Source organism: Megasphaera hexanoica (genome assembly GCF_043520715.1).
GTDB lineage: Bacteria > Bacillota > Negativicutes > Veillonellales > Megasphaeraceae > Megasphaera > Megasphaera hexanoica.
The window spans coordinates 966,694-986,129 of record NZ_CP171361.1 but is presented as its reverse complement, the minus strand read 5'-3'; the positions used below and the strand labels follow the sequence as shown (position 1 = coordinate 986,129).

Sequence of the window (19,436 nt, the reverse complement as noted above, 5' to 3'; positions counted from 1 at the left end):
CATGAATTCGCATAGAATACCCAAACCGGATGTCTCCATACTGGCTGCCATCTGTATCCTGCTTTTCTGTCTGGAAGCGGCGGTACTCAACTATGAGCACGTATACAAGGCGACGCCCGATTATTCCGTCCGGGTCCTCACCCGGGCCATACAAAGCGGCGATGAGGAAACGGTCACGGCTCTTGTCGATGATAAGGCCATTGCAGCCGGACTCTTCGACGGCATGGCCTCGCGGGGCGGCGGAATCGATTCCCTGCCGGTCCTGCAGCTGGCCTGGGCGCCATTGCGGGATGATTTCATCACCGACAGCAGCCGCCTGTTCCACCTGACCATGCAGAAGGAGAAAGACGATGCAGACCGCGCCGGAGCGGCAGAAAATGTCCGTCTCCGCCTGCAGGCCCTGGGATTTCCCTTTCCCGTCTCGGGCTGGCACTATGTTTCTTCCCGCTACGCCCATAAGACAGACAGCAGCCACGCTCACATGACGGTCACCTTATATAATGAACGGCTCGACAGGAATCTGACCTGCACCATCGAACTGACCCGTACGGGACCGAAGCAGTGGCGCATTACGGGCCTTGCCGATGCACCGGCATTCATCAGTGAAATCAACGACGCCTGGGATCAGCGTCTGGCCGCATACAACCGCCCGATCCAGCGCCAGCTGGACGGACTGATCAAAATCCGGAACGTATCGGCCACTCTTGTCAAAGGATCCAATCATCAGACCTTCCTGCGCATCACCTATACGCCGGTATTCGAAGGGAAACCGGAAGAAATCCGGGAAATCCGCGGTGTCTATGAGCTCCAGCGTTCCGGCGACCATGCCGTGCTGTATTCTGGCACCCTGCGGCTGACGCCGGCAGCATCGGGCAAGCCACACACCAGCCAGTTCCTGCTCAATCCCCTCATCCCCAGCCAGTACGCTCTCATGAGCCGGGAAAATCTGGACGATACGAGGAGCCAGCTCCGCGTGACGAGCGTCACCCGTCAGGACGGGACGACCCTGTCGCTGGCAGAAAAATTGCCAAACTGAAAAAAAACTGTCACTGGACAGGTTTTTTTCACTATACCAGAGCATATGGATATAATCCGGGTAAAAAAGAAGAGGCTGCCTGAAAAGACAGTCTCATTCTTTGTATGCTCTCTTACCGGCCCTGCACGACTTCTACGATTTTCGGGCGGGCGTTGGCATCGTTCGTGATTTTACGGTCAAAGAGTTTGACTCCCACGACTCCGATGAGGAAGCCGATGATGCCGCCGGCAATTTCCAGGTTGACGACATCCAATGCCTGGGACTGGGCTATCATGCGGCCGATGAAGACACCGGCTGCAGCGACCAGGAGCGGCATGATGAAGCAGACGAATGCGCCGATGACGATGTTGACTTCCCGCATTTCGAATTTGACATGCTGCCCGACTTTGGCGCCGACCGGGTTCAGTGCCTGGACGACGATGTGCTGTGCCCCATCACAGGCACCACAGGAAATACAGTCGGAATGACGGCCGACTTTGACATCGACGAGACCATTATCATTTAACCCTACTACGGTACCTTCTTCTATTTTCATACAAACCCCTTCTTTCACACTATTAAAAGGAATAATCATTCTTTATGATTCATCCTAAGTATAGCATGACGCTTAGCAATAATCAATACCTGAACGGTGCTCTTTTTACATGGTGACTTTGATTTTTTGACCTTACCTGTTTCTTATAAAGACAGACTCTTCAGATAATCCCGGAACGAATCGCCCAAATCAGGACGGCGCAGGGCGTATTCGACAGTAGCCTTGAGGAAGCCCAGTTTATCCCCTACGTCATAGCGCTTGCCGGAGAAGCAGTATGCATAGACGGCTTCCCGGGCTGCCATGGTCTGAAGGGCATCGGTCAGCTGGATTTCGCCGCCTTTTCCCGGTTCGGTCCGGCGCAGTACTTCAAAGACATCGGGAGTGATGATGTAGCGGCCGAGAACGGCAGTCCGGCTCGGTGCTTCGGCAACGGACGGTTTTTCAATCATGTTGACGACGCGCATGAGACGGGGATCATCGGTAGGAACGCCCTTGACGATGCCATAGGAGGAAACTTTTTCCTGGGGCACTTCCTGACAGCCCAGGATGGTCGTGCCCAGGGAATTGTAGATGTCGATCATCTGCTGCAGGGCCGGGTTGGTTTCGTTGTATACGACATCATCGCCGAGAAGGACTGCAAAAGGTTCGTCATCGATAAAGGACTGGGCACAGAGGATGGCATCGCCCAGGCCGCGCATGTGCTTCTGACGGATATAATGAATATTGATTTCAGATATACTGCGGACCATGCGCAGCAAATCCGTTTTATGATGTTCTTCCAGGTTGAGTTCGAGGGCAATATTGGTATCAAAATGATCTTCAATAGCCCGTTTGGCATGACCGCTGATAATCAGGATTTCTTCAATGCCGCTCTGGAGAGCTTCTTCTACGATATACTGGATTGTCGGCTTATCGACGATAGGCAGCATTTCTTTCGGCGTCGCTTTCGTCGCCGGCAAAAAGCGTGTACCATAACCGGCTGCCGGGATGACAGCTTTACGAATTTTTTTCATACAATAGACCACCTTTTATTCAAACCAGCGGGATAAATCAAATTCCTCGCCAATCATTTCTTTTACATAGCCCTGTGCCAGATAGAGGCCCAGGAGGGAAAGCGTGGAGACGCGCAGCAGCGTGCTGTCCCAGATATCGCCGAGATCTGCCAGGATAGGCGAAATATCTTCCATGATGTCCAGTGCTTCTTCGCCACTGAAATTGGCAGGGCGCTTTTTAGCCAGCCGCATGATGCGGTCCTGCATGTCCCGGTCGGTAATGCCCGTGACGCGGAAGAAGCGCAGAGCCATGGAATCGTCGATCAGGGCCAGCTTGATGAGCGGTGAATTGAAGGACCGTACGACGTATTCTCTGGGGATGCGGTGGCCCTTGAGGGCTTTACGCAGTTCTTCTTCCGTAAATCCGCGGTAACGGAACAGGAGCGGATAGGAATCGGACAGAATTTCCGGGAACCGCGTTTCCTTGGCTTCCAGTGCCGTACAGTGGAGATAATCGAGCTGCTGGTAATAGGGCCGTTCCGTCGGGAAATGGTCGAGGAAAGGCATGACGTATTTGTCGATATACTGGCAGAACGTCGTCTTATCGACGTTATGGGAGTTGCGGGAATAGAGGAAGAGCAGCAGGATAGCCAGAATCTGATAATGGCCGCGGCCCAGATATGGCATGACTTTCAGGGCATCCATGGCGACCAGATGGCGCGTCGAGGCCACGGGGCAGCGGACGATATCTTCAAAGGCGCGCAGGGCCATAGTGGCCACGTAGTCTTCCGGCTGGGACGCATAGGTCTTCTGTACGTTCTGCAGGGCTTCCTGCACCAGAAGGGGGGCGACGGCTTTTTCCCGTTCGTCGTCGGTATGGCAGCCCAGGCGGTTGAAGGCAGCGGCCGTTATGTTTTTGACGTGCTGCTGGAAGGCATCGCCGGCAATACCGTACTGGCCCAGGAAATGATAGGCACAATCCCGGACGACCGTCGAATTGGCGGCGGCATCTTTGGCCCAGATGGATTCCTGACCCTGTTTGGTCGAGGACGTACGGTGCTGCAGGTCATTGCCCCAGGGGCTCTTCGTACGATTGTGACTGCTTTCCTGCCGGGTATGGGCCGAAGCCTTGGCAGCGGCCGGAGCCGTCCGGCCTTCCTGTTCTTTCGAAGCCGTATCGACCTGGAGTGGCTGCATGCGCCGCGTTTCATCACCCAGCGCACTGGGAGCCGCATCGTGTTTCTGGGCCTTGACGGGCTTCATGATCTGCGTCTTATCCGATGGGGCATCCTCTTCAGCAGCCGGTGCCGTATGAACGGCAGCGCCTTTGCGGACGGCCGCTGCCGTTTTGGACGGAGCTGCCTGTCTTGCTGCGGGCGCCGTGGCAGAAGCTGCCGTAGCAGCCGCCGCTGCCGTTACGGCAGAAGCAGGAATGACCGTCGTCGCATCGGCATCATCTGCCGGGGCATCCGTGCCGGCCGGCTGATCTTTTTCCGCCAGGTCTTTCGACACGACCGCCGCCATCTGGGCCAGCGTCGTGTCTTCCTGTTCATCGTCGCTGACCAGGCGCGCACGCTGTGCCGCAGCCGCTGCCCGGCGCTTGCGGGTCGCTTCTGCTCTCTGGCGTATCATTTCTTTCTCTGCAGCCTGACGCTGTGCTTCTTCCCGGTCGGCTTCGCGGGCCGCTTCTTCGTCTTTCTTTTTCTTGGCTTCTTCCGTTTCTGCCTTGTAAGCGGCCGCTTCTTCTTTATCTACTTTATCCATGGCTTCGATGATTTCATCGCGGGACAACACCCGTGTGGCATCGAAATTTTCCTTTTTCTTACGGTTTTTCTGCGGAGCTTCTTCGTAGACAATCTGTCCATTGCGCCGTACGGCTTCCCCTTTTGTCGTGACAAAGGCCGTTTCATCGGGGTTTTCCGCCCGTTCCCTGACCGTTACCGTAGAAATCCGTGGTACAGGAGCCGTATGCGACTGGCTTGTCCGCCGTTTCGCTTCCCGTTCATCATTGAGCGCTTCTATCTGAGCCCAGGCAGCCTTTTCTTCCGCCCTCTTCTGGGCCAGGCTCTGCTGCTCTGCCCTTTCCTGTTTCTGATGATTCTTTTCCGCTTTGTTCCCGGAAAAAAGAATCATGCAAATAATGAAAAAGATTACCACAATCCCTGCCACAATAATGTACGGCAAATAACTAGACATCTCATCCTCTCCCTCTATGACTGAAAAAATAATTCTAGCTCCTATTCTATCATAGATAGAATTTAACTTCCAGTTCTACCTGAAAAGAGCAGAAAGAAATAGAATATGGTATAATATGGGTCGAACTTACCCAAAGGAGGCTTTGCGCCATTACGGCGGTATTATGAAACAGTATAAAGCGATTATTTTTGATATGGACGGCACCGTCCTCGATACACTGGATGAACTGACGACTTCCCTGGCCCATGTATACGGGGCCCATCATCTCCCCGTCCGGACACGGCAGGAAGTCCGGGCCGCTCTGGGATACGGCTACACCGGACTCATAAAGCGGACCGCACCGGATCTGGACCCGGCAGAGCAGCAAAAACTAGCCGAGGAATTCAAGACCTGGTACAGCAGCCACTGCCAGGGCCATACCCACCCCTATGACGGCATCGTGTCCCTGCTGTCTGCCCTTCAGGCCGGCGGACGAAAGACGGCCATCGTGTCCAACAAAGGACAGGCTGCCGTCAGCGAACTCCACGAAGAATTTTTCTCCCATCTTGTATCGTTCTCCATGGGAGAATCACCGCGCTACCGGAAAAAGCCGGAACCCGATATGGTATGGGAAGCCCTGAAGCGGCTGGGATGTGCCAGAGAAGATGCCGTCTACATCGGCGATTCGGAAGTAGACAGCATGACGGCCCGCAACGCCGGTCTCGACGTCATCCTCGTCACCTGGGGATTCCGCGACAAAGAGGATCTGGAACGGCTCCATCCCGATTACCTCGTCCAGAGCCCGGATGAACTGGCCCGCCTGCTCCTTGGGCAGTAAACCGGCCCTGCCTGCTCTATGCCCATCGCATTACAAAACAGGTGCATACCAGCTGACCATCATAAGCAGCTGGCATGCACCTGTTTTTTTATCTGAGGAAATGCCTGTTATGGTTATACTTTATGATTTTTCCCGTCCTTGAAGACGTAGTAACCTAAATCGCGGTACCCAAACCAGTTGGCTTTGTTATCCCAGAAGAACTGATAGATATGGTTGGGAACCCCGTCACCGAATACAAAGAACGAAAGTTCCAGTTCATTGTCTTTATTGACAATCAGGTTGGCATGGGGCTTGTCATACCCGGCATAATAGTTTTTCGAATTGATGTATTCCTGCCAGGACCCTTTAACCGGGTCATAGCCAAAAGCCGTAGCGTGCCTGAATTGGGAAAGCAGGTAAAAAATCCGGCCGCTGTCCTGGTCCTGGACCCGCTGCATGTGATGGATATTATCCTCTGTCAGGAGGTCCGTGATATATACGAGTTTTTTATTCTGCTTTACCGTCATGCGGGTATAGCCATAATTGCCTGCCTTGAGACGGATTTCCGTAGGTATGCCGTTATCGACGGATACGATTTTATAATTTTTGGCAGAATGTTGTTTGTCAAAATGAACATCATCGAGGACAACGAATTTGGCAAAAGCCAGATTGCACACCATAAAGGTCATAGTGCAGGCTGCGATTGCAAGTTTCTTGAGCAGTTTCAATTACATTCACGTCTCCCTTTCTGTTATTTCATGGCGTCGCGGATGACGGAATTGACGGCGGCATTGGTCGCTTCATCGTAGAGCGGCGAATGGGACAAGTCCTTATTGGTATCCGTATCGACTTTTTTCGTTTCTCCTGCCGGGCTTGCCGGCTGGGGGCGCATGGCGGCCGTGCGCACGTCATGAATCCGCACGACACCTTTCCCTATCCGTTCATTCAGTTTCTGTACGGTCGTATCGGCCAAAGGACGGCGCACGATGACATCGATGGTTTCGTTCTTATAATCCGGCACGGAACCAACGTAGTTCTGCACGCCTTCTTCGGAAACGATGCAGTTGATAGCCCTTGTCATGAGCTGGTCGTAATCGGCACGGGCAAAGCGGACGTGGCGGAATACCAGCACATCATAGCGGCTCACATCTTTTTTCAGGCGCTGCTTCAGGAACATGCGCGGCGAGCCTCTGAATCCGAGGACCAGTTTGTCCCCATCCCAGTAGAGCGTCCCCTGCTGGAAAAAGGCAGGCATGCTGCCATATTCGGCATTGAGGGCCCGTATGACCTGGCTTTCCACATCGACGTGGGATACGTAATCGGCATCAGAATGCATCATATGGTATATCGTTTCGGCAGCAGCCGCCCGGGTCATACCTTCCCGGGGACGGAACAGGTTGTCCGTCGTCGTCATGAGGTCTTTCCGCTGGAGATATTCTACGGCCGTGCGGTTTTCCGGAGCTACGTCGGCAATGTCGCCGTAGGGCAGCTGGTGGTTTTCAATTTCTTCCAGGCCACAGTACTTCAGGTAGCGGTAGAGGACGGCGGCAAATTCTTCCCGCGTCACCGGTTCATCGGGGTGGAAGGAGCCATCTTCATAGCCTTTGAGTATCCCCTGGGCTGCCACGGCGGCCATGGCATCATTGGCTTTGGGCGTCGGCGCATCACTGAAGACGAGCGGCGATTCCGGCAGTTTCAGGGCGACGCTGTATATGAGCTGCGCCAGGTCTCCCCGCGTCAGTACCTGCTGTGGGGCAAAGGTCTTTCCTGCAGCGAAATCCAGGCACTGGTTATCGTACAGGTAATCGATGGCAGCACGGCTCTTCAGTCCTCCCAGATCGGTATAGGGAGCTTCCGCCAGAGCCGTCACGCCGGAAAACAGGGTAAAGGCCACAAACAGGGCCGCCAGTTTCTTCGGTTTCATCATAGTTCCTCCTGCTACTGAATGACGATACGCAGTACACCGCCGATTTCCTTATTCAGTGCCGTCTGGGTTCCTTTGGAAATGGAATTTACGGTGAGCAATACCTTTTCATTGAGATAATCGACGTCGGTCTTGACAAAGGAGCCGGTCGGTTCATTGGCGCGGTATACCTTTTCGGCCCGGGCCATGATGTTTTTGTAATCATTGTAACTGTAGGTCGAACGCTGGACGATGACGGAACCGCCTTCAATCTGGGAATCTTCCGCCAGGGCCTGTTCCAGCTTGTCCCGGTTGGCCTGGGTCTTGACGCCTACGTGGAGTTTATTGCCCTGCCAGTACATGATGCCGTCTTTGGCAAAGTTCTTGATAGATCCGTAGACATCAGTGATGTCTTTAAATACCTGTGTTTCCAGGGTATTTTGTTTTTCCGAACTGCCCTTGCCGTTAGTGAGGATGCGGTAGAGGACGTTGACAGCTTCGCCACGGGTAATTTCTTCTTTCGGCTGGAAGGTATTATTGGCCCCTTTCATATAACCGGCTGCAGACAGGGTATCGACGGCTTTCCGCGCCCAGGGAGCGATGGCATTTTCATCGTCATAGGGGACAGCCGTATCCTGGACGGTAATGCCTTTATAACTCATATAATTATAGGCGATGACGGCAAATTCTTCCCGCGTAATGTTCTGCGTCGGGCGGAAGGTGTTGTCACTGTAACCGTTCATAATCTGTTTATCGACGAGGGAATCGATGGCCCGCTGGGACCACCGGCCCTGGATATCCTTGAAGCTGGTCTTGGGGACGGCCGGGCTTTCATTGAGCATGTTGTTGATGATGGAGGCAATGCCTTCACGGGTGATGGGATCATCGGGATGGAAATATCCATCGGCACCGCTGACATAATGGTTGTCATAGAAATATTCAACGGCCTGTTTCCCCCAATACGTATCGATATCGCGCAGACCGCCCGTCGTTCCCGCAGCCATGACGCTGCCGCTCAATACGGCGGCAACGGCAGCTGTCATCAGAATTTTTGTATATTTTTTCATGTTCGTCTCTCCTATCCCATGTAGTATGTTCAGGTAGCAATTATACTATCTGTATCATTTTATCACATGCCATGGTATGTCACAAGCCGGCCGGTCAATACTCGCCAAACCAGTGCTGTATCTGTTCTATGTCACTCGTGTCCTGCAATGCCAGCTGCAGCAGCAGCCGTGCTTTCTGGGGCGACAGATTGTCTGCACCGATCATCTGTGGCCACAGGGGTACAGGGCTGACGATGCCGCCGGCCGCCCTCGTCGTACGGGCGAAGACGATTCCCTTCAGCTGTGCCTCTTTGATGACTGGCAGGAGGTATTTCGGCATATTCCCATGGCCCATCCCGGCCAGGACGATACCCCGTACGCCCCGTTCCATCGCCGTTTCGATAAGCGCGGCCGTCATGCCGATATGACAGTACAGAATCCAGACAGGCGGCAGATGGTCTTCTGCCGGGCAGGTCCAGCGGGAGTCATACGTATGGCGGCGCAGCGGCTGCTGATAGAAGACGGGAACTCCATCCTGCATAAATCCCAGGGCGCCCAGCTGGCCATCGGTAAAAGTATGGACATGGGTCGTATCGGTCTTTTCCACGAACCGGGCCGAGCAGATAGTGCTGTTCATGACCTGCAGGACGCCGTATTCCCCCGCTCCGGGCGTTGCTGCCAGACGCACCGCTTCCAGCAGATTCATAGGACCGTCGGCACTGATTGCCGTAGCCGGACGCATGGCTCCGACGAGGACAACGGGTTTGTGGGTGTGAACGGTAAGATTCAAAAAATAGGCTGTTTCATCCATCGTATCCGTGCCGTGGGTAATGACGATACCATCTACGTCGTCCCGGCCAGCTATATCCTGTACATGGCGCGCCAGCTGCAGCAGCAGTTCTTCAGTCATACTGGAACTGTCGATATTGCAGAACTGTTCTCCCCGGATAGAAGCATAGCTGGTCATTTCCGGTACCGATTGGATGAGATCGTCAATAGAAACTTCCCCGGCCTGATAGCCAATGAGTTCAGACTGGGATGCGGCCCGGCCGGCAATAGTCCCTCCACAGCCGATGATATAAATAGCAGGCAGCATAGTGATTTCCCCCTGTCATAAAATGATACAGAATTACTTCATCTATTATACCATATCTGCCATAGTCTTCCTATTTTTACTGTGAAAAGCCAAATGTATAAATGCCGGATGTATAAATAGTATAAAAGTATGTACTGACGCAATACTGAGCAAAATTCATCATAACAGCAAAAAAAAGACCGCCCCACAAAGCAGCGATTGCTGTATGGGGCGGCCTCTCCGTCCGTTTTATCTCTATAGTCGTTCTATTGTCGTTCTATTGTCTTTCTACGCGCCTTCCGGACGGTTTGGCAGGCTTCTTTATTTTGCCATCATCTGGGCAACTTTATTGGCAAAAGCCGCCGGGTCGTCAGGCAGGATGCCTTCCAGAAGCAGGGCCTGATCGTAGAGAAGTTTGCAGTAGTCTTTGAAATCCTGGGAATCTTTGCCAGCGGCATGAAGCGTCTGGAGACGGCCGAACAAGTCGTGATTAGGGTTGATTTCCAGAATGCGGCGGGCTTTGAGCATAGGGTTATTGGCTGCGGCAAAGGCCTGTTCCATGGCGATGGACGGGCCGGCTGCATCAGCGACAAGGCAGACAGCACCGGATTTCAGGCGGTTTGACAGGCGGACATCGGCCACTTTGTCACCGATGACTTCCTTGATATCCTTGAGCAGGTCTTCATTGCTCTTGGCCAGGTCTTCGGCTTTCTTCTTTTCTTCCTTGTATTCGTCATCGTCGAGGTCGAGATCGCCCTGGCTGATAGAATGGAATTTCTTACCATCGTATTCACCAATGGCCTGTACGGCAAATTCATCGACCGGGTCGAGCATGTAGAGGACTTCCAGGTCGCGGTCGCGGAGAAGTTCCATCTGCGGCATGGCATCGATGGCAGCCCGGTCCTTGCCGGTAGCGAAGTAAATCTTTTGCTGACCGTCTTTCATGCGGCCCACGTATTCTTTCAGCGTGCAGAGCTTGCCGTCTTTGGAACTCATGAACAGCAGCAGGTCTTTCAGTTTATCGACGTTGTTTTCACCGGTCATCATGCCGCTGTATACGCCGATTTTCAGGGACTTGCCATATTCAGCCCAGAACTTTTCGTATTTGGCCCGGTCTTTTTCCAGGGTGCGGGCCAGCGTCTTGAGGATGTTCTTTTCCAGATTACGTCCGATGAGTTTCAGTTCACGGCTCTGCTGGAGCAGTTCACGGGAAATATTCAGGGACAGGTCTGGCGAATCGACGAGGCCTTTGACAAAGCGCAGGTAGTCCGGCAGGAGGTCTTTGCATTTGTCCATGATGAAGACGTGGCGGCTGTACAACTGCAGGCCCGCTTCGTAATCCGTATAATACAAATTAAATGGTGCACTGCCGGGAATGAAGAGCAGTGCCGTATATTCGACGGCCCCTTCGGCTTTGGTATGGAAGATTTCCATGGGGTCTTCCCATTCGTAGAACTGGTGTTTGAAGAAATCCTTGTATTCTTCCGGTTTGATATCCGATTTATTGCGCGTCCACAGTGGCTGCATGGAATTGAGGGTCCGCGTTTCAACTTTTTCTTCTTCCGGCGCATCTTCGATAGTCTTGCCATCAGCATCTTTCGGTTTTTCCTTGGTTACATAATCCATGGTAATCGGATAACGGATGTAATCGGAATACTTCTTTACCAGACCGGAAATAGTCATCTGATCGGTATAATTTTCTTCACTCTTGTCGCCGTAGAAATCCTTGCCCAGATGGAGGATGATGGTCGTACCGTGTTTCGGTTTTTCACATTCTTCCAGGCTGTACGTACCATCACCGGACGATTCCCATTTATAGGCCTGTTTTTCACCGGCCTTGCGGGTAACGACCGTCACCGTATCAGCTACCATGAAGGCCGAATAAAAGCCGACACCGAACTGGCCGATGAGGTCTTTGTCCGTCGAATCGCTGTCCTGGGCTTCCTTCAGTTTTTCCAGGAAGGCTTTCGTCCCCGATTTGGCAATGGTCCCCAGATTCTGCACCAGGTCTTCTTTATTCATGCCCAGGCCATTATCGGAAATAGTCAGCGTGTGGGCATCGGGTGTCAGGTGGATTTCAAAAGCCGTATCCCCTTCCAGGATGTCGCGGTTGGTCAGCGATTCATAATGAAGCTTATCGATTGCATCGGATGCGTTGGATATGAGTTCACGCAGGAAAATTTCATGATTCGTATAGATAGAATGAACCATCAGGTCCAGTAGTTGTTTCGTTTCCGCTTGGAATTCAAACGTTTCTTTCGCCATAGTCACATACTCCTTTACAGAAGCTCCCGGCTTCTTTAATTTTGTGTTAGCACTCTTTTTACAGGAGTGCTAATTCTCTTTCTTTATAATACATCAAAAAGTCAAAGTGTCAAGAGGGGAAATAGACCATTGAACGGTTTACAAATTCCGTTTATAATAAGAGTGTGTACTTTACGGCATACTTGTATTTCATTTTACTCATTCATTACATATTATATATTGGGGGGATTCTATATGGAAACATTTGGACTGGAACGGGCAGGTATCATCAATCCGTCTGCCGTATACCACAATCTGAGCCCGGCATGCCTCACGGAAGCGGCACTGCGCCGCGGCGAAGGCGTGCTCAGCGATACGGGAGCCCTGGTCGTCAGGACGGGAAAATTCACGGGCCGGGCACCGAAGGATAAGTTCATCGTCGATACGCCGGGGGTCCACGACCTCATCGCCTGGGGCAGCGTCAACCGCCCGATTACTAAGGATAAATTCCGCGCCCTGAAAGATAAAATGACGGCCTATCTGCAAAACCGGGAAGTCTTCATCTTTGACGGCTTCGCCGGAGCCGACAAAAAGTGCCGCAAGAAATTCCGCGTCATTACGGAACTGGCCAGCGAAAACCTCTTTATCCGCAATCTGCTCATCCGGCCGAGTCAGGAAGAACTGTTACAGTACGGCGAACCGGATTTTACCATCATCGTCACGCCGGGCTTCAAATGCAATCCCACGGCGGATGGCGTCCATTCGGAAGCGGCCATTCTCGTCGATTATGAAACGCGGTTCATCCTCATCGCCGGGACACAGTATGCCGGGGAAATCAAAAAGAGCGTCTTTTCGGTCATGAATTTTCTCCTGCCCCGGGAAGGAGTCCTGCCCATGCACTGTTCGGCCAACATGGACCCGATCACCAAGGAAACGGCTATTTTCTTCGGCCTGTCGGGTACGGGCAAGACGACCTTGTCGGCCGACCCGGACCGCAAACTCATCGGCGACGACGAACACGGCTGGTCCGACCGGGGCATCTTCAACTTTGAAGGTGGCTGCTACGCCAAGTGCATCGACCTCGACCCGGACAAGGAACCAGACATCTACCAGGCCATCCGCTCCGGTACGCTGGTAGAAAATGTCATCCTCGACCCAGATACGCGCAAGCCTAATTATTTTGACCATAAAATCACGGAAAATACCCGCGCCGGCTATCCCATCGAGTACATTCCCAATGCGGCTATTCCCGGCATAGGCGGTGTGCCGACAGTCGTCATCTTCCTCACGGCCGATAGCTTCGGCGTCCTGCCGCCCATTTCCCGGCTTAGCAAGGAAGCTGCCATGTATCACTTTGTCACGGGATTTACCTCCAAAGTAGCCGGTACGGAACAGGGCATCACCGAACCGGTGCCGACCTTCTCTACGCTCTTTGGAGAACCGTTCATGCCGCTGGATCCCGATATCTATGCCCGCATGCTCGGCGAACGGATTGAACATCACAATACGAGCGTCTACCTGGTCAACACGGGATGGACGGGCGGCCCCTACGGCATCGGCAGCCGCATGGAACTGAAATACACCCGGGCCATGATTACGGCAGCCCTGAACGGTACACTGAAAAAAGCAGACTTCGTTCACGATAACCGGTTCAATGTCGATATCCCCCAGTCCTGCCCGGGCGTCCCGCCACAAATCCTCAATCCCCGCGATACCTGGTCAAGTCCCGACGCCTATGATACAATGGCAAAGAAGGTGGCAAAGATGTTTTTCGACAATTTCCATGAAAAATATCCCCACATGCCGGCAGATATCATCAATGCCGGACCACAACCATAACGTCCCGAGGAGGTCTCTATGAAAAAACAAATCATTGCAGCCGTCACCGTCGCATCCCTGCTGGGCTTTGCCGGCGGCAGTGCCGTTCAGGCATTTAATCTCGGTTCTATCCTGAAAGTCGGCGGTATTTCCGTCCTCGTTTCCAAATACGGCGATGAAATCAATACCTTCCTGAATAAACTGCTCATGAAAAACGGCGTCGGCACCGACTACGCCACCAAAGTCGTTCCTATCCTGAGCGGCGGCACGGGAAAATACATCGGCGCCGTCCAGGTCGTCGGGCCGTCCGGACAGGTGGATAAAGTCAAGGCCGTAGCCCAGATTGAAGGCGAATTCAACGGCATCGCCCGTGCCAAGGCGCTCATTCCGGTGGCGACGACCGACGTGACCAATCTGAACCGCGTGCAGGGTGTCGGCGTCTCGGCCATCATCGACTTCAAATTCTGATGTATGTCCCGTTTATCTGAAAAAAATAATCAGGATTGAGTTTCATTACAATTTCACACAAAGGAAAAGCCCTTGTCCGCCCGTCCGTTTCCGGCCTGACAAGGGCTTTTTTTACCGGATTTCCTTCCGATGCTCCAATCGGACAGCAGTCCTGCCCAACTGTAGTAAAAACGACACGCATTTTCTCATTATCATTTAATTTGACATTTTGATAATAGCAGAATATAATAAACTTACGATATAACCCTTGTAACAGGGGATACGGTATTGTGTGCAGGAGGTCGTTTATCATGAAATCCGCTGCTTATATTCTCTCTTATATCATCATGCTGCCCCTGGCAGTAGCCGTCTTTTTCATCGTCATGTTCCTCTGCTGTGTCGCCACCGAATCGTTCCTGCAGGTGGCCCGGACACTGACCGGCCCCCTTCTGTCCGCTGCCGGCCGGAATCTCCTCGTTGTCTGCCTGTCTGCTCCCTTTGCCATACTGGCCGGGTCGGCCATACTGGCAAAGACGGCCCATGAATTCCGCTATACCCTGCTGCGCGCTCTGGGCCAGTAGCAGGACGGATATAAAAAAACTGCCGCATCCATGAGCGGCAGTTTTTTTTATGTTTCTTCATCGAATTGTGCTTCGTACAGCTGGTAATACAATCCGTAACGACTCATGAGTTCATCGTGGGTACCGCTTTCGGCCACGCCTTCTTTGGTCAGGACCAGGATGCGGTCGGCATGGCGGATGGTCGCCAGGCGGTGGGCAATGATCAGCGTCGTCCGGTGTGCCGACAAAGACCGCAGGGATTCCTGTATTTTTTGTTCCGTTTCGTTATCCAGTGATGACGTAGCCTCATCCAGGATCAGCACGGGTGGATTTTTCAGGAAGATGCGGGCAATGGCGATGCGCTGTTTCTGACCGCCTGAAAGGAGGACTCCCCGTTCACCGATGAAGCTGTCATATCCATCGGGCAGGGCGCAGATAAAATCATGGGCATCGGCAGCAGCGGCGGCGGCGCGGACAGCCTGTGGCGATGCCATCTCGTCGCCAAGGGCAATATTTTCCCTGACCGACCCGGCAAAGAGGAACACATCCTGCTGCACCATGCCGACCGCCCGCCGCAGGGAGGCCAGCGTATACGAGCGGATATCGCGGCCATCAAGGAGGATTTCTCCTGCCGTGACGTCATAGAACCGTGGCAGAAGGCTGGCAATGCTGCTCTTCCCTACGCCCGTAGATCCGACGACGGCGACGGTTTCCCCCGGTTCGATGGTGAGGTTGAAATCTCGCAGCACGGCTGGTCCCTTTTCATAGGAAAAGGAGACGTGGCGGAATTCAATGCGCCCGCGGACCGGACCTGCATCTATCGCATGGGGACAGTCGGTGACAGCCGGGGGCGTATCCATGAGCCCCGTATAGCGCCGGAATCCGGCCATGCTGCGCTGATACCGTTCTGTAAGCAGGGTCAGCTGCATAATGGGCCGGATGAACAGGAGCAGGTACATGAGGAAGACGACCAGGTCGGCGACGGTCATAGTGCCCATCATGATGTAATAGCTGCCGGCGGCTATGATGATCAGGTTATTGAGGTTGGTAAAGAATACGACCGTACTCATCAGGTAGGCCTCGAAGAGATAGGTCCGCTGCTGGGCGCAGCGCACATCCGTACTGGTACGGCGGAACCGTTCCAGTTCATACCGTTCGGCGGCAAAGGACTGGATGACCCGGATGGCACTGAAGCTTTCCGCTGCCCTGGCGCTGAGGCGGCCCATCTGCTGCCGGGCCAGGAAAAAGGTCTGCTTCATCCGCCCGTTGAGAAAGACCGTATCCAGCGTTTTGAGTCCCAGCACGAACAACACCAGAAGAGCCAGCTGCCAGTTGATGGAAAACATAAAGAAGGCACTGCCTGCCATGGTGATGACGCAGACCAGGACCAGATTGGGAAGCTGGAAAACGAGGTCGCCGATTTCGGAAATATCGCTGATGATCCGTGAGACCAGCTGGCCGGTCTGTGCCGTATCGAAAAAGGAAAAGCTCAGGCCTTCTATGTGTTCAAAGAGCCGGCAGCGCAGGTCGTGCTCGATGTGGACCCCCATGGTCCTTCCACAGTAGCAGACGGCGAAGCTGATGAGGAGGCAGAGGACGTACAACCCCAGAAGCAGCAGTCCGGTCTGCCAGAGGCGCGCCATATCCCGGGCTGGCAGGATGTCATTCAGGATGTGGCGTACAATCATGGGAAACCCCGTTTCCATACCGGCTGCAAGGACCGAGCCGGTCATGACGACGGCAAGGAGCCGGGTGTACGGACGATAACAGGAAAGGAAGCGCCGGATCATCCCCGGCTCCCCGTATCCGCCATGGTTTCGGGAACGAGGATCAGATAATCACCCTTATCCCGGCACAACGCGGCCGCCTCGCTGCGGCTCAGGCGGGACGGGTCATAGCGGACAGCCGTAATGACCCGGATCGTAAGTCCCGGATTCCGCTGGTGGAGCTGTTCGACTGTCCCCAGCCATCCTTCGCAATGAGCGGCGCCAGTCACATGGAAAACGAGATGTCCGCCGTGCGCCCGGGCATAGCGGTCGATGCTTTCGGCCATGGTATTGTCCTTCAGGCACTGGGCCGCAAAGAGCCGGGGAATCGTATCCTGCGAAATGGGCATAGCCTGCCCCCGGAGACGCATCATCGTTCCGGTAAATGCCCGTTCATACGCCAGGGAGCCGGGATATACGGTCTGCGGCATATAGGCTCCCCATGTCTCTTCTGCCTCCCGGAGGGAGCCTGTATGGGCATAGACGGCTGCGGCTTTCCTCGGTATATTGGCGGCAATTACGGGAATCTTCTGCGTTCTGGCAAAGGTGACCATTGGCCGGTAGGCATCCCTGTAATTGGGCCAGGGGCGCCCGGCTGCAAGGTATTCGTCTTCGCGTATCTTCCCGGCCAGATACGAATCCAGTACAGGCTGGGTATCCCGTTCCGCCATTTCCAGCGACAGTGCCAGTTTCCCCTGTTTCTGCTTGTACAGATCCTGCAGCAGGGCAGCTTCTGTTTCATGGATGGAAGCATTATCATGAAATTCTCCCAGAAACAGGACGTCCGTATCCGTTTCTCTGGCCGCCAGCTCCTGACTGGTCAGGACCTGCCCTGTTTCCGCATCCATGATGGGAAGCTGGCCCGGACGGCTTTCCGTCACCATCGACGCCCCGGCAGCCGCCGGTACCGCCAGGAAGAGAGCGCAGGCTGCAAGGCACAGCCGTTTCCACAGGTTTGCTGTTACGTCATTGCATGTTTCTATGATTACCATTTCCATTCTGCTCCTATACGCCACATCCGCCCGTCGATGTAAATGTCATCGACTTTTTTATTGAATATGTCATCGACGCCGCCGTAGAGAGAAAATCCACTGCCCAGCTTTTTGCGGAATGAGAAGTTCAGCGTATTATACGTGTAATCCTGTCCGTCAAAGCGGTAGTCACTGCTGAACTGGTCCCAGAGGACGGCACTGAATCCGTTTTCTTTGTGGTCGTCATACAAAAGCTGCACCGTCGTCGTATTCTTTGCCCGGTAATTGAGCCGTTCATCGGTCCGGCCATTGACGGCATCGAGATAATTATGGGTCAGTTTCACCGTCCAGCGGTCTCCGAAGCGATGACCCAGTTCGGCTTCTATCCCGTCGATATGGGCTTTGGCGACATTGACATAGGTGTACGTCGTGCCATAGAGACGATCAGCTTCGATGAGGTTGGACACGCGGTTGTTGAAATAGGTCAGCTTGCCAAAGTTCCTGCCCTTATCATATTCCAGGCTGAAATCATAGCTCGTCGATTTTTCCGGATCCAAGTCGGGATTGCCGTAAATATCGACGGTCGTCGAGCCCATGGCCCGGTGCATTTCCATATACAGTTCGCTGATGGAAGGCGCCTTGTAGCCCCGGCCGTAATTGGATTTAAAGCGCCAGTTACTGTTCAGGTTATATGTCAGGCCGATTTTCGGCGTCGTCTGACTGCCAAACTGGCTGTTGTGTTCATACCGGACAGATGGTACGAGGAGTAATTTGTCGTTGACCTGCCACAAGTCTTCGATATAGCCGGCATAGGAGTTGACTTCGTGACCGGCTATATCTTTATCCAGTCCTACAGGAGAACCGGCAAGGCGGGTGCCTTCATATTTCAGTTTGCGATATTCTGCTCCGAATGTCAGATTATGATGGCTTCCCAGATACATCGTATCCCGTGCTTCCGTAACCCAGGTGCTGTATTTGGCCCGGTCCATATCAGACCGGGGATACATGCCTCCCAGGATGGTCTCCATCATTCCCGGGAAGAGATCTCGTCCATTATCGATGAGCGAATTTTTTTTCAGCTCATTATAATACGTTCGGAACATATATTCATTCCGTTTCGTTTTTCCCGTATATTCAACACTGGCGGCCTTTTCCTGTTCATGATAGTATTCATGCTTGTCTTTGGCCGTGTATAATTTCATGGGCCCCCGGGAAAACCATGCCGGAGCGAAATCAGAGCGCAGGTCGTCATCGTGATATTCCAGGTCGAAGCGGAGTTTATTATCATTTTCGTTTTCAAAGTCGTAGACGCTGGCCAGATGATACATGCGGCGCATGCCGTAGAGCGAGCGGTTGGACCCGTCTGTTACAGATGTCATGCCACTCATAGTCGCCGCGCTGCTGTATGTATAGCGGTTGAACGGACGGCGCCGGTCGAGACGGGCATCGAATGAAGTAGACCAGCGGTGATGTTTGCCAAAATTGATGTTCATATATTCTGCCGTATTCTGGGTCCCCGTCACGACGCCCACTGTGCCGCCAGCTTTATCGGGAACTTTGGTGATGATGTTGATGACCCCGCCCATGGCATCAGACCCGTAAAGAGAGCTCGACGGACCGCGGACGATTTCGATGCGGTCGATATCGCTGAGGTCCATCCGCTCCAGGGCATAGACATTGGTCGTCACATCCGTATCTTCGGCCGCATAACGTCTGCCATCTACGAGGATGAGTGAATGATTGGTGCTCATGCCACGTATCATGACGGCGTTGCCAGTCATGCCGGCTTTGGAAAGGTTGACGTTATTGGCCAGCTGCAGTGCCGATACGACATCACTGGCGCCCATGCGCTGCAGGTCTTCCTGAGTCCATACTTCGACGGCCTGCGGCACGGCCCGGACTTCCTCCTTTGTCTTGGTCGCCGTGACGATAACATCTTTGGACTGGAGCTGCTGTTGGCCTTCTGTGCCTGCGGCCTGTACCGGCAGGTACAGGGATGTCATGATGGCAGCAGCCGCCAGGGCCGCTGCGTTCGGGTGTATCATCTTACC

16 protein-coding genes are annotated in these 19,436 nt (G+C 53.6%); 5 read left to right on the top strand and 11 right to left on the bottom strand.

What is annotated here, in order from left to right:
* Nucleotide 1: 1 nt before the first annotated feature.
* Nucleotides 2-1,036 (top strand): hypothetical protein, encoded by a 1,035-nt coding sequence (locus ACGTIC_RS04630; protein ID WP_113855490.1) that lies wholly within the window; start codon nucleotides 2-4, stop codon nucleotides 1,034-1,036.
* Nucleotides 1,037-1,148: 112 nt separating this feature from the next.
* Here the strand turns inward: ACGTIC_RS04630 and ACGTIC_RS04625 are convergent, their stop codons facing one another.
* The 3 genes from ACGTIC_RS04625 to ACGTIC_RS04615 form a co-directional block, all read right to left on the bottom strand.
* On the bottom strand, nucleotides 1,149-1,571 hold the full coding sequence (locus ACGTIC_RS04625; RefSeq protein ID WP_059075721.1) for a SoxR reducing system RseC family protein: 423 nt from the start codon (nucleotides 1,569-1,571) through the stop codon (nucleotides 1,149-1,151).
* 143 nt (nucleotides 1,572-1,714) lie between these two features.
* A complete protein-coding gene (galU, locus tag ACGTIC_RS04620; protein WP_059075720.1) occupies nucleotides 1,715-2,584 on the bottom strand; it encodes a UTP--glucose-1-phosphate uridylyltransferase GalU in 870 nt (289 codons plus the stop codon).
* A gap of 15 nt (nucleotides 2,585-2,599) precedes the next feature.
* A complete protein-coding gene (locus ACGTIC_RS04615; RefSeq protein ID WP_113855489.1) occupies nucleotides 2,600-4,759 on the bottom strand; it encodes an LPO_1073/Vpar_1526 family protein in 2,160 nt (719 codons plus the stop codon).
* Nucleotides 4,760-4,922: 163 nt separating this feature from the next.
* On the opposite strand from ACGTIC_RS04615, the gene ACGTIC_RS04610 reads away from it, so the two are divergent.
* Entirely contained in the window at nucleotides 4,923-5,576 is a 654-nt protein-coding gene (locus ACGTIC_RS04610) for an HAD family hydrolase (RefSeq protein WP_075582046.1), read from the top strand.
* A 113-nt stretch (nucleotides 5,577-5,689) separates the two neighbouring features.
* Here ACGTIC_RS04610 and ACGTIC_RS04605 read toward each other — a convergent pair whose 3' ends face one another.
* The 5 genes from ACGTIC_RS04605 to htpG all read right to left on the bottom strand — a co-directional run bounded on the left by ACGTIC_RS04605 (nucleotide 5,690) and on the right by htpG (nucleotide 11,844).
* A complete protein-coding gene (locus tag ACGTIC_RS04605; protein WP_059075717.1) occupies nucleotides 5,690-6,283 on the bottom strand; it encodes a hypothetical protein in 594 nt (197 codons plus the stop codon).
* 23 nt (nucleotides 6,284-6,306) lie between these two features.
* Complete coding sequence (locus ACGTIC_RS04600; RefSeq protein WP_083237105.1) at nucleotides 6,307-7,482, bottom strand: S-layer homology domain-containing protein; 1,176 nt, start codon at nucleotides 7,480-7,482, stop codon at nucleotides 6,307-6,309.
* Nucleotides 7,483-7,493: 11 nt separating this feature from the next.
* On the bottom strand, nucleotides 7,494-8,525 hold the full coding sequence (locus tag ACGTIC_RS04595; RefSeq protein WP_075582044.1) for an S-layer homology domain-containing protein: 1,032 nt from the start codon (nucleotides 8,523-8,525) through the stop codon (nucleotides 7,494-7,496).
* Between the two features lie 94 nt (nucleotides 8,526-8,619).
* A complete protein-coding gene (locus ACGTIC_RS04590) occupies nucleotides 8,620-9,600 on the bottom strand; it encodes an asparaginase (RefSeq protein WP_113855488.1) in 981 nt (326 codons plus the stop codon).
* A gap of 300 nt (nucleotides 9,601-9,900) precedes the next feature.
* Nucleotides 9,901-11,844: a molecular chaperone HtpG gene (gene htpG, locus ACGTIC_RS04585; protein ID WP_113855487.1), complete on the bottom strand. Its 1,944-nt coding sequence runs from the start codon at nucleotides 11,842-11,844 to the stop codon at nucleotides 9,901-9,903.
* Nucleotides 11,845-12,078: 234 nt separating this feature from the next.
* On the opposite strand from htpG, the gene pckA reads away from it, so the two are divergent.
* The 3 genes from pckA (at nucleotide 12,079) to ACGTIC_RS04570 (ending at nucleotide 14,669) form a co-directional block, all read left to right on the top strand.
* Entirely contained in the window at nucleotides 12,079-13,662 is a 1,584-nt protein-coding gene (gene pckA, locus ACGTIC_RS04580; protein WP_113855486.1) for a phosphoenolpyruvate carboxykinase (ATP), read from the top strand.
* An 18-nt stretch (nucleotides 13,663-13,680) separates the two neighbouring features.
* Nucleotides 13,681-14,109, top strand: coding sequence for a hypothetical protein (locus ACGTIC_RS04575; RefSeq protein WP_059075711.1), 429 nt, complete (start codon nucleotides 13,681-13,683; stop codon nucleotides 14,107-14,109).
* A 290-nt stretch (nucleotides 14,110-14,399) separates the two neighbouring features.
* Complete coding sequence (locus ACGTIC_RS04570) at nucleotides 14,400-14,669, top strand: hypothetical protein (protein WP_113855484.1); 270 nt, start codon at nucleotides 14,400-14,402, stop codon at nucleotides 14,667-14,669.
* 47 nt (nucleotides 14,670-14,716) lie between these two features.
* Here the strand turns inward: ACGTIC_RS04570 and ACGTIC_RS04565 are convergent, their stop codons facing one another.
* The 3 genes from ACGTIC_RS04565 to ACGTIC_RS04555 are packed head-to-tail and all read right to left on the bottom strand — an operon-like array spanning nucleotide 14,717 to nucleotide 19,430.
* A complete protein-coding gene (locus ACGTIC_RS04565) occupies nucleotides 14,717-16,438 on the bottom strand; it encodes an ABC transporter ATP-binding protein (RefSeq protein ID WP_257536642.1) in 1,722 nt (573 codons plus the stop codon).
* Nucleotides 16,435-17,406, bottom strand: a complete 972-nt coding sequence (locus ACGTIC_RS04560) for a ChaN family lipoprotein (RefSeq protein WP_162816219.1) — start codon at nucleotides 17,404-17,406, stop codon at nucleotides 16,435-16,437. The genes ACGTIC_RS04565 and ACGTIC_RS04560 overlap by 4 nt, the downstream gene beginning before the upstream one ends.
* Nucleotides 17,400-19,430 (bottom strand): TonB-dependent siderophore receptor, encoded by a 2,031-nt coding sequence (locus ACGTIC_RS04555; protein WP_113855482.1) that lies wholly within the window; start codon nucleotides 19,428-19,430, stop codon nucleotides 17,400-17,402. The genes ACGTIC_RS04560 and ACGTIC_RS04555 overlap by 7 nt, the downstream gene beginning before the upstream one ends.
* Nucleotides 19,431-19,436 lie beyond the last annotated feature (6 nt).

Coding starts and splice junctions, on each gene's coding strand:
- ACGTIC_RS04630 (WP_113855490.1), top strand. CDS start 2: ATGAATTCGCATAGAATACCCAAACCGGATGTCTCCATACTGGCTGCC.
- ACGTIC_RS04625 (WP_059075721.1), bottom strand. CDS start 1,571: ATGAAAATAGAAGAAGGTACCGTAGTAGGGTTAAATGATAATGGTCTC.
- galU (WP_059075720.1), bottom strand. CDS start 2,584: ATGAAAAAAATTCGTAAAGCTGTCATCCCGGCAGCCGGTTATGGTACA.
- ACGTIC_RS04615 (WP_113855489.1), bottom strand. CDS start 4,759: ATGTCTAGTTATTTGCCGTACATTATTGTGGCAGGGATTGTGGTAATC.
- ACGTIC_RS04610 (WP_075582046.1), top strand. CDS start 4,923: ATGAAACAGTATAAAGCGATTATTTTTGATATGGACGGCACCGTCCTC.
- ACGTIC_RS04600 (WP_083237105.1), bottom strand. CDS start 7,482: ATGATGAAACCGAAGAAACTGGCGGCCCTGTTTGTGGCCTTTACCCTG.
- ACGTIC_RS04595 (WP_075582044.1), bottom strand. CDS start 8,525: ATGAAAAAATATACAAAAATTCTGATGACAGCTGCCGTTGCCGCCGTA.
- ACGTIC_RS04590 (WP_113855488.1), bottom strand. CDS start 9,600: ATGCTGCCTGCTATTTATATCATCGGCTGTGGAGGGACTATTGCCGGC.
- htpG (WP_113855487.1), bottom strand. CDS start 11,844: ATGGCGAAAGAAACGTTTGAATTCCAAGCGGAAACGAAACAACTACTG.
- pckA (WP_113855486.1), top strand. CDS start 12,079: ATGGAAACATTTGGACTGGAACGGGCAGGTATCATCAATCCGTCTGCC.
- ACGTIC_RS04575 (WP_059075711.1), top strand. CDS start 13,681: ATGAAAAAACAAATCATTGCAGCCGTCACCGTCGCATCCCTGCTGGGC.
- ACGTIC_RS04570 (WP_113855484.1), top strand. CDS start 14,400: ATGAAATCCGCTGCTTATATTCTCTCTTATATCATCATGCTGCCCCTG.
- ACGTIC_RS04565 (WP_257536642.1), bottom strand. CDS start 16,438: ATGATCCGGCGCTTCCTTTCCTGTTATCGTCCGTACACCCGGCTCCTT.
- ACGTIC_RS04560 (WP_162816219.1), bottom strand. CDS start 17,406: ATGGTAATCATAGAAACATGCAATGACGTAACAGCAAACCTGTGGAAA.
- ACGTIC_RS04555 (WP_113855482.1), bottom strand. CDS start 19,430: ATGATACACCCGAACGCAGCGGCCCTGGCGGCTGCTGCCATCATGACA.